At 31.5% G+C, this 5293-nt stretch carries 5 protein-coding genes; 3 read left to right on the forward strand and 2 right to left on the reverse strand.

What is annotated here, in order from left to right:
• The coding region (locus ACKI67_RS05390; RefSeq protein WP_407462402.1) for a C-GCAxxG-C-C family (seleno)protein at positions 1-234 on the forward strand (234 nt) is incomplete at its 5' end.
• Positions 235-335: 101 nt separating this feature from the next.
• Here the strand turns inward: ACKI67_RS05390 and ACKI67_RS05395 are convergent.
• Positions 336-1097 carry a TatD family hydrolase gene (locus ACKI67_RS05395; protein WP_407462403.1) on the reverse strand — a complete coding sequence of 254 codons (762 nt, stop codon included), beginning with the start codon at positions 1095-1097 and terminating at the stop codon, positions 336-338.
• Positions 1098-1609: 512 nt separating this feature from the next.
• On the opposite strand from ACKI67_RS05395, the gene ACKI67_RS05400 reads away from it, so the two are divergent.
• Positions 1610-2413 carry a helix-turn-helix transcriptional regulator gene (locus tag ACKI67_RS05400; RefSeq protein ID WP_407462404.1) on the forward strand — a complete coding sequence of 268 codons (804 nt, stop codon included), beginning with the start codon at positions 1610-1612 and terminating at the stop codon, positions 2411-2413.
• 31 nt (positions 2414-2444) lie between these two features.
• A complete protein-coding gene (locus ACKI67_RS05405; RefSeq protein ID WP_407462405.1) occupies positions 2445-3260 on the forward strand; it encodes a helix-turn-helix transcriptional regulator in 816 nt (271 codons plus the stop codon).
• Positions 3261-3390: 130 nt separating this feature from the next.
• Here ACKI67_RS05405 and glyS read toward each other — a convergent pair whose 3' ends face one another.
• Entirely contained in the window at positions 3391-5103 is a 1713-nt protein-coding gene (gene glyS, locus ACKI67_RS05410; RefSeq protein ID WP_407462406.1) for a glycine--tRNA ligase, read from the reverse strand.
• Positions 5104-5293 lie beyond the last annotated feature (190 nt).

Consider the following 5293-nt stretch of genomic DNA (forward strand, 5'->3'; position numbering starts at 1 on the left):
CAATCTGAGATTGGCGATTCAGAAAGCAAAATTAAATCAGATGATGTATGCGTCAAATTCTTGGAAGAATTTGCAGACAGAAACGGTTCCTATATCTGTAATGAGCTCTTAAATTGTGATGTAAGAACTAAAGAAGGAGTGGAATATGCAGTTGAAAACAATCTTTTCACTGAATTCTGTCCTAAAATGGTTGAATCCGCTACATTGATTGTAGAAGAATTAATTAAGGAATAAGATTTTCTTATTCCATGTTTTTTTACTATTTTTTACTTATTTTCTTACTTATTTTCTTACTTATTTTCTCACTTATTTTTTAGTTCTTTTTAGCTATTTTTTTATTCTATATTGAAGAACTTTTGGGCATTCTCAAATGCTACCTTATTTATCTCTTTTTCATCGTATCCTAATTTTTTCAATGTTCTGACTGTTTTTGGAACTGATAATGGATCTGATGGCTTATTGCTGATATCACTGTTTAAAAGGAATTTGTCAAAACCGTATTTGTCCAATATTTCGATGGCTTCTTCAACTTCCATCTTTTGAGGCTGTACAGTCAATCCAATTGTAAAGTCTTCATCATAGATTTCATCGATTGTGTTAAGGTTTATATGATCGATAACAACAAGTTTTGGATTGATGCTTTCAAGAACAATCTCTTTAATGTCCTTTAAGACTTCAAGCTTGTTTTTTCTTGGTGTATGGATGATTACTTTTGATTTTGTATCCTCAGCTAATTCCAACTGTTTCTTAAACACTTCCTTTTCAAGTTCTGTATTTTCATCCAAACCTATTTCACCTACAGCTATTATGTCCTTGTTTTCTATCCATTTTTCCAATTGCTCAAAGATGATTTCATTGTTCTCTAAGGCATTAGCAGGATGAATTCCCAATGCAACCTTTAGGTCAAGACCATATTCATTTGCTCTTTTAGGTTCAAAATTCAATATTCTATTTAGATGGTTTAAGAGAATTTCAGGGTTGTCATTAATCTTATATGGGTAGAATGAGCAGGTAATTGCTGTGTCAATTCCACCAATGAACATTTTCTCAAAGTCTTCGCTACTTCTTGAATCGGCATGCATATGTGTATCAATCATTTTTTCACATTCTTTTTTCTTTGTTTTATTGATGATTTAATAAGTTTATCTTTTGCAATTTCAGCAAATGTTAGGATATAGTTATCTAATATTATTTATTTTTCATATATTTTTATTTTTCTAAAAATGATTTTATTCAGTTTTATTAAAATTTTTTACAATTTGACATCAATATTGATGTCATTTTGAAATTTTCATTCAAAATTTTCTTATATGTTTATATATATGTTTAAGAAAATTATTAGTAGAGTTAACCATATGTTAACAAAATTTTTTAATTGAAATTTTTAATTTCTTGATTTTAAGTTTCAAATTATCGTTTTGGGGTGATTTTTTGAGTTTAAGGTTGTTGAAATTTTAGTTTTTTGCTTTGGTTTTTTAGAAATTTGCATATTGCTTTCTTATGGCATTTTTTAAGAGAGAATATTCATTTTTCTTTTTTGATATTGTTTTTATGAATTTTTAGTTTATCAATTTTTGATTTGATAATCTAAATGGAATATGGTGGTAAAATGTATTATTTCTCTATTGTTGGAGATGAGTTAAAATTCTTAAATAATTCGGAGATTAGATTAAAAGTTTTAGTAGATTTGTTAAATGGTCCCTTAAAGATTAGAGATATTGATAGAAGATCCTTGCTAAGCTACAGTTCTATTTCAAGCAATATACATAAGCTATGTGATGAGGGATATGTAGAAAAGATTCATAATAGCTTTCAATTGACAAATCTTGGGCTGATTTACATTACTGTGCTCTTGGATTTTCATGATATGATTTCAGCGATAAGTGACTTTTCAGATTTCTGGCTTGACCATGACATAAGTTCCTTGTCTGTTGATGATTTGAATAAGCTGTCTTCTTTGGAAGGTTCAGAACTTATCAGATGCAGTTCTATGGATATTTACAGAACCCATAAGGAATTTAAGAGATTGTTTAAAAATTCCAAACATTTGAAGGTTATCTTTCCTTATCTCCATCCTGAGTATCCTAAATTGATTCGAAGACTGATATTGAAGGGAATCAAGGTTCAACTAATTGTTTCAAAAGATATTTTGGATGGTTTCATAAAGGATATTGGAAATGATGTTGTCAAGAAAGGCATTGCTGATGGAAATTTTTCCATCAAGCATCTGAATGAGAACATTAAGATTGCTCTTGCAATTTCAAATGAGTTCGTTTCTGTCGGATTATTTAAGCTGGATGGGACTTATGACCAAAATAGGCTATTGCTCTCTGATAAGGAAAAAGCAATTAATTGGGGATTGAATCTTTTCAGGTCTTATGATGAGCATGCTTCAAGTTTGATTTTAGACTGATTTTTTTATTATGTGACTTTTAGGTGATTTAATGATATTTGAAGAAGATTTCACTAAAAAATATGAGGATTTCATAACTGTTCGCTTTCTATTGGCTTCAAAAATGAGGCCTTCATTGCTGTTGATGTTATCCGATTCAGACTGTAATCTAAATGATTTTAGGGAGGAATTGGAAAAACCTTCCGCTTCAATTTTACATGGTTTGAAAGAATTGGAACGCATTAATTTAATTAAAAAAGATTTTAAGAATTATTCCTTGTCAACTAAAGGAATTTTATGTTCTGCAAGTCTTGAAAAGCTTTTTCAAGATTTATATATCTTCCAAATCAATAGGGATTTTTGGCAGAATCATTCAATTGACTCAATTCCACTCGATTCCTTTAGAAAATCATATCTGTTGAAGGATTCTGTTTTTGTAGAATCTGATGAGCATAATCTTTCAAAAGCATTCAATAAATATCTTGACTTGATTGGTGCATGTGGAGATATGAAGATAATTCTTCCTATCTTTCTTGAAGAGCATCTTGAAATAATTTTGGAAAATCTGGAAAACGGAGATAATCTGTTGCTCATTACAAATGAGGACGTATTCTCATCTTTAAAGAACTCTAAGTATTATGAAGAGTTGGTTGATTTTTCAAAAAAAGGCCAAGTAAGCATCAGAAAGACGGATCAAGATTTAAAGGTATTCTTGACTGTTTGTGATGATTTCATGTCCTTAAGCCTCTTTTATAAGGATGGGCTTTATGACAATTCCTGCTTTATTCTCAATGAGCATAAGGATGGAATAGAATGGGCTAATATCCTATTGGACAAATATTTGGAAAATTCTCTTAAAATGCTTTGAGATATTTTATTTTTAAAAATAGATTATAGTATTTAAGGAATAATTAATTACTTTTTTGATGTATGTATGGTTGATAATTAAAAAAATATTAGAAAATAAAAAAATTAAATATTTAAAAATTTAAAAAAGTTTATTGAAGTTTTGCTTCAATAACTTCTTTTAAATCTTCTATTTTTACTCTTTCTTGTTCTTCAGTGTCCCTATCTCTTATTGTTACAGTATTGTCCTCTTTTGTATCAAAGTCTACTGTAATAGCTATTGGAACACCTACTTCATCTGCACGTGCGTATCTTTTTCCAATGGTTCCTGAAGTGTCGTTGTCTACAGTGAAACCTGCTTCACGTAACTTGTGGGTAATGTCTATAGCTATTTCACCGAGACCTTCCTTGTTCATCAATGGGAAGACACTTACTTGGATAGGTGCGATTTCCTTTGAGAATTTGAAGTATTCCTTATCGCATCCGTCCTCTTCAGTCTTAAAGGAATGCAATAATGTGCAGTAAAGGATACGGTCGATACCGAAGGAAGGTTCAATTACATGAGGAATGATCCTTTCCCCTTTGACTTCCTCTTCAAGATCCTCAAAGATCAAATGCTCTTCAAGAATCTCGAATGTGTTGTCTAGTTCAAGGATGAACTTTCCTTCACTTTCAATCTGCTGCTTAAGTGCTAAGACTTCATCATCTGATAAGTTTTCAATGTAAGTCTTTATTTTTGGAGAATCTCCCTTAAATGCAGGTCCGAATAATTTCAAATTAGGTTTTACAACGGTTTTAGATACGAGTTTAGGTTCATCGTATTCCATGTAAATGCTTAATTCCTCATTACTGAACTGTGAATGTGCAGTTAAGTCGTAATCTCCTCTATCTGCAATACCGATGATTTCAACCCAACCGTATTGGTCAGTCAAGCATTCAACGTCCCAGCAGTCAAGAGCATAGTGAGCCATTTCACCTGGCAAGTGTTGTCTGAACCTTAAGACTTCGTCAGGAATGCCTAATTCCTTTAGGAATTTTCTTGCAAGGTATAATTGATAGATTAATGTTTCAGAAGATACGACACCTTGGTCGAGAGCTTCTTGAGCTGTAATCTCCAAAGTTTCCTTATCGTTCATTTGGACATCTTGGGATGATAAGTATAAAATTTCATCAGCTATTTGGCTGAATTTAGGATGGGTCTTGTCTTTAGGGTCCAAGAATATTTCCGCTTCAGCTTGAGTGAATTCCCTAAGACGGATAACTCCTTGTCTTGGTGAGATCTCATTTCTGTATGCTTTTCCGAGCTGTACAGCACCGAATGGGAGCTTGTTTTTAAAGAATCTTGATAAACGTTTGAATAGAATGAATATTCCTTGAGCGGTTTCAGGTCTCATGTATCCTACTTTGTCCCCTTTTGCTCCAATTTCAGTCTTAAACATCAAATTGTAGTTCCAGATGTTTGCCAAGTCTCCACCGCAGCTTGGACATTTGATGTTGTTTTCCTTTACGATTTCATCCATTTCGCTGTTTTCCAAACTTTCCACATCTTCGCCGATTGCCTCTTCAATGATGTGGTCTGCTCTGAATACTTCTCCACATGAGAGACATTTGGTCATAGGGTCAGTGAAGTTATCAACGTGTCCTGATGCTTTCAATACTTCTTTAGGCATTACAGTTGGTCCTTCTATTTCGTGGAAACCTTCTCCTGCAATGTATTGTTTTCTCCACTTTTGCATAATGTTGTTTTTTAGGCTTGCTCCAAGAGGCCCATAATCGGTAAATCCGGACACTCCTGAATAAATTTCAAAAGAAGGCCATAAAAAACCTCTTTTACGTGCAATATTAAACATTTTTTCATGATTCATTAATATTTCTCCATAAGTATGACTTTAAATAAATTAACGTATTTTAATCAATAGTTATTTTTGTGATTATAACATTATAACTTTTCTTTTTAATTATTATTATAAGTTTTTATAATTTTAAGTTATATTTTAAGTTTTTTCATATCCAAATAAAAAAATTATTTAGAATAATTTAAAAATACATTGTTTT

It is taken from the genome of Methanobrevibacter sp. (genome assembly GCF_045577275.1).
GTDB lineage: Archaea > Methanobacteriota > Methanobacteria > Methanobacteriales > Methanobacteriaceae > Methanobrevibacter.